A 5,140-nucleotide genomic window follows, 5' to 3' on the forward strand; every position below is an offset into this window, starting at 1 on the left:
AGATACAAACTTTTAATTCCAAAAAAAGTTAAAACATATTCTCCTAAGAAGAATGAGATTATTAAAATTATAAATACGTTGATTGCAGTCCACAAGGAAATTCTGGAACGCTCTTTCGCATCATCATCCATGGTGAGACCCACAAAGATAGGGACCGTTCCAATGGGGTTTAAAACAGAAAATAATGCAGCGAATAAGTAAATAAAAAGTTCCATGTTTTTTTTTGACGAAATTAAAAGTTTGTATCTAGGAGAAAGGCTTTTTTTCGATTAAGAAATAGTTAACTTGTGGCAACCGCTTGTTCTCTAAGTACTAAAACCAAATCGAAAGATATTAATTTAAATTGAAATGGGACTACACTAATTTAGTACTTTTGTGAAAAATAAGAGTTAAAATGAGAAATAAGAAAACTTTAGTGTTAGGAGCTAGTACGAAATCAGATAGATATGCCTTTAAAGCAGTGAATATGCTTGTTGAAAAAGGACATTCCGTTCTTGCAATTGGGCAAAATTCGGGAGAAGTTGCTGGCGTTAAAATTCAAACTAAGGCTATTCCCCTAAAAAACATAGATACGATAAGTCTATACTTAAACCCAGTACGTCAGCGTGATTATTACAATTACATTATTGAAGCTAAACCTAAGCGTGTTATTTTTAACCCTGGCACGGAGAATCCTGAATTTTATCAATTGCTTGAGTTGAATGATATTAAATCAGAAGTAGCTTGTACTTTAGTTTTGTTGAGCACAAACCAATACTAAATCTGGACGGTAGTAAAAGTGCAGCAAAGCTTAAAATAGACTTAGTTTAAGATGTCTTTGCGTACAGAGCGCTCAGTAGCTGAAAACAGTATTTTAGTAAAAGCAGTGCTGTGCCGCACGCGAATTTAGAAATCAACGATAACGGTAATTAATCAAAGTAGTACATTTGCAATTATGGAATTCTCTTCGAAATTATTGGAAAAAGCAGTAGCCGAAATTGCCCAATTACCCGGAATTGGCAAAAGGACGGCCTTACGCTTGGCACTACATTTATTAAAACAGCCTAAGGAACAAATTGGTTTTTTAACCCAATCCTTGCTGGATATGCGCAACGACATTAAATATTGTATCAGTTGTCATAATATCTCGGATACGGATACTTGTGAGATTTGTGCAAATATAAATAGAAACCATCAACTCGTTTGTGTCGTTGAAGATATTCGTGATGTAATGGCTATCGAAAACACGGGACAATTTCGAGGTGTTTATCATGTTTTAGGGGGGAAGATTTCTCCTATCGATGGCGTGGGTCCGAGTCAATTAAAGATTGCTAGTTTGGTAAGTAAAGTAAACCAAGGCGCTATATCTGAGATTATTTTTGCTTTGAGCTCAACAATGGAAGGAGATACAACTAACTTTTTTATTTACAGACAAATAGCAGAGACGAACATAATCGTTTCAACTATAGCAAGAGGAATCGCTGTTGGTGATGAGTTGGAATATGCTGATGAAGTAACATTGGGACGAAGTATATTGCAGCGAGTTCCTTTTGAGAAATCATTAAAAAGTTATTAATGAATGGTAAATGAAAAACTAAACTTTTTATATAGTAAATGAAAAGCTATATTTGTTGTCTAAATTAAAAAAATGAGTAAAAGGTTATTCTATATATTGCTTACGTATAGTGTTTTATTGACTTCCTGTATATCAACTCGGGATTTGATCTATCTTCAAGATAAAGATAATTCAGCAGCCCAAACAACGATTTCGCAGGTAGTAAACAAGCCATACCGACTGCAAACTAATGATGTTTTAAGTATTACAATTAAAGCAAGTGACCCTAAATTAGTTGAGATTTTTAATACTACTAATGGAGGAGAATCTAGCAAATCAGAGGCAGGACTGTACTTTGATGGTTTTACGGTAGATGACCATGGAAATATTAGATTTCCAATTTTAGGAGAGATAAATGTAATAGGCTATACGCTTGATGAAGTTCGACTTAATATCGAAAAACAATTGTTAGAAAGTTATTTCAAGAAAGAAGCTAACTTATTTGTAATCGCAAAACTAGCTGGTTTCAAGTATACTATTAACGGTGAAATTGGGGGGACAGGGACTAAAGTTTTGTTTCAGGAACATGTCAATATTTTAGAGGCTATTGCTAATTCAGGTGATATTTCGATTACTGGTGATAGAAAAGCGGTTACCATTATCCGTAAAACTCCTACGGGTACTGAAATGCATAATATCGATTTAACGGATATTAATGTTATGAAGTCACCTTATTTTTACTTGCAACCCAATGATTACATATATATCAAACCACTAAAACAGAAAACTTGGGGTACAGGAAAAACAGGTATCGAATCTATAGGTACCTTGGTTTCATTACTATCTTTGGCAACTACTACTTATTTTTTATTATTTAAAAATTAAAAACCTTTTCAGAACATGTTGGACATAAAAGATTTTTCAATTTTTGAAAACCAAGTAAGTTTTGACTTTAAAGGTTTTTTAATCAAGATCGGGAGTTACTGGAAATGGTTTTTGGTGAGTTTGCTAATCACTTACACAATTGCTTATCAAGTTAATATTCGTAAAGAAAAAATATATGCGATGGAGACGCTTATTTCTGTTAAAGAAGAAAGTAACCCATTGTTTACCTCTAACACCAGTTTAACCTTCAACTGGGGAGGCACTTCGGATCAAGTTCAAACCATATCAACAACGCTTCAATCTCGATCTCACAATGAATTAGTAGTGGACAAATTGCAATACTACATTGACTATTTATCGCAAGGAAAGTACAATTTAGTTGACGCATATGGTGCTGTGCCTTTTTATGTTAATATAGATAAAACTAAAGGACAACTTGCGGGTAGCTTGATCAGTATTACTTTTATAAGTGATTCTGAATATGAATTAAAAATACCATTTGCAGGAAACTCAGCTACAACCATTACCTACGCAGATAATTCATACGGAAGCACAGCTGTAGCGTCTGGGGATTTTGTGAAAAGATACAAGGTAGGTCAACAGGTTTCACTTCCTTTTTTAAATTGGAAGTTGGAAATCAAAGATAATCCTGGAATTTATAAAGGCAACGAATATTTTGTTCGCTTTAATGATTTTAACGGAACTGTAGGTCAGTACAAGGGAATCAATGTGAGTTCAGATGATCGAGGTGCGTCCATAATTACCTTGGGGATGCAGGGCACCAATAAAGCAAGAATGGTAGAGTATTTAAATGCCACTGTTAAAATGTTGATCAAAAGACAATTGGACAGCAAAAATCAATTTGCAACCAATACAATCAGTTTTATTGACAGTACATTAGTCGCCATGGAATCCCAACTAAGAGAAACAGGTGATGAGTTAAAGTCGTTCCGAAAGGATAGAAACATGATTGATGTTGAGGATGGAGGCGCTAAATACTCGGAGAAAATTTCTGATTACGATGTTCAAAAAGATGAAATAGCCCGAAAAATAGCGTATTGTAATTCATTAAAAGCCTATTTAAAAAACAGTGTAGATTATTCAAGGTTGCCTGCACCATCAGTAGCGGGAATCGATGATCCTAATATCGTAGGTAACGTTTCGAGATTGATTGCGCTATCTACTCAAAGGTCAGAAATGGCTTATGCAGTAAAAAGCGAAAAAATATTCAAAGATTTTGATAATCAAATGGAAGCTATAAAGAGTGTTCTGTTAGAGAATATAGCCTCTGCAAAGACGTCGTTACAGTTTGACTTGGGAATAATTGCGAGTAAAATTAATCAGGCGGAAGGAGCAATTAGAAAATTACCTGAAGATCAGCAAGAATTGATCAAGATCAAAAGAAAGTATGATTTAAGTGATAATATTTATAATACATTTTTGCAAAAAAGGAGTGAAGCAGATATTGTTAAAGCGGCCAATTTATCTGATATTCATTTTATTGATCCAGCGAAGGATGTTGGAGGTGGTTTAGTTGGACCTAAAACATCAGTAAATTATATTTTGGCGTTGTTCCTAGGTATTTTGATTCCGTTAATATTTGTTTTTACAATTTTCTTTATTAATAATGCCATTCAAAATACGGACGATATTTCTAAGCTAACATCAATACCGCTAATTGGGGTTGTGGGACTAAATAAAGAAGTCTCTGAATTAGCAGTTTTTGACAAACCTAAATCAGCATTATCGGAGTCATTTAGAGCTATTCGATCTTCTTTGCAGTTTTTGTATAAAAAACAGAAGGTTGAAGGTGGAAAAACGCTAATGATTACCTCTTCTGTTAGTGGAGAGGGAAAAACATTTTGTTCTCTAAACATCGCTACAGTTTTTGCCTTAAGCGGAAAAAAAACGGTGGTTGTAGGTTTAGATTTGCGCAAGCCTAAATTATCTGCTGAATTTAATCTTACAAATGAAATAGGGATTGTAAACTACCTCATTGGTCAAAAAGAGCTAAAAGATATCGTTAATACAACTGAAATTCCGTATCTAGATGTGATACTCTCGGGACCAGTGCCGCCCAATCCTTCAGAGTTAATATTAACTGAGGCAATGGGCGAGTTAATGGAGCAGTTAAAGAAAGAATACGATTATATTATCTTAGACACGCCTCCTGTTGGTTTGGTTTCTGATGCCTTGGAGTTATCGCAATATGCTGATGTTACACTTTACATCGTTAGGCAAAACTTTTCTAAAAAGGAAATGATTACAATGCTTAACAACAGAGTTAAGCGTGGAGAAATTGCCAATACAAGTATTATATTTAATGGTTTTGAAAATAAAGCAAAATATGGTTCGGGATATGGATACGGGTATGGATACGGTTATGGTCCGTATTCTAATGGATACCACGAAGATGAGAAGCCAAAATCACTGTATCAAAAACTGAAAAAAGAGCTGATTAAAAGGTGGAAGAACGCTTAAATTATAAATAAAAGAAAATGGAGAAGAATACAATAAATACGATTTTGATCACTGGAGGTGCCGGATTTATTGGGTCTAACTTATGTGAGTACTTTTTATCCAAAGGGAACAAAGTAGTTTGTTTAGATAATTTTGCAACTGGGCATCGTCATAACTTAAAGGACTTTATTGATCATCCTAATTTTCTCTTAATCGAAGGTGATATTCGTAATCCAGCTGATTGTGAAAAAGCAGTACAAG

6 protein-coding genes are annotated in these 5,140 nt (G+C 34.3%); 5 read left to right on the forward strand and 1 reads right to left on the reverse strand.

The features are described 5' to 3' along the window. A partial coding sequence (locus P8M54_RS08320; RefSeq protein WP_300287127.1) for a MarC family protein occupies nt 1-215 on the reverse strand: 215 nt, incomplete at its 3' end. A 179-nt stretch (nt 216-394) separates the two neighbouring features. On the opposite strand from P8M54_RS08320, the gene P8M54_RS08325 reads away from it, so the two are divergent. The 5 genes from P8M54_RS08325 to P8M54_RS08345 form a co-directional block, all read left to right on the forward strand. Further along, nucleotides 395-760, forward strand: coding sequence for a CoA-binding protein (locus P8M54_RS08325; protein ID WP_300287129.1), 366 nt, complete (start codon nt 395-397; stop codon nt 758-760). Nucleotides 761-934: 174 nt separating this feature from the next. Continuing rightward, nucleotides 935-1,555, forward strand: a complete 621-nt coding sequence (gene recR, locus P8M54_RS08330) for a recombination mediator RecR (RefSeq protein WP_300287131.1) — start codon at nt 935-937, stop codon at nt 1,553-1,555. A 72-nt stretch (nt 1,556-1,627) separates the two neighbouring features. Then, nucleotides 1,628-2,419 carry a polysaccharide biosynthesis/export family protein gene (locus tag P8M54_RS08335; protein WP_300287133.1) on the forward strand — a complete coding sequence of 264 codons (792 nt, stop codon included), beginning with the start codon at nt 1,628-1,630 and terminating at the stop codon, nt 2,417-2,419. Between the two features lie 15 nt (nt 2,420-2,434). After that, nucleotides 2,435-4,900, forward strand: a complete 2,466-nt coding sequence (locus P8M54_RS08340; RefSeq protein ID WP_300287135.1) for a tyrosine-protein kinase family protein — start codon at nt 2,435-2,437, stop codon at nt 4,898-4,900. A gap of 17 nt (nt 4,901-4,917) precedes the next feature. Next, a partial coding sequence (locus P8M54_RS08345) for an SDR family NAD(P)-dependent oxidoreductase (protein ID WP_300287137.1) occupies nt 4,918-5,140 on the forward strand: 223 nt, incomplete at its 3' end.

Source organism: Flavobacterium sp., assembly GCF_029242675.1.
In the GTDB taxonomy this organism is placed as follows: domain Bacteria; phylum Bacteroidota; class Bacteroidia; order Flavobacteriales; family Flavobacteriaceae; genus Flavobacterium.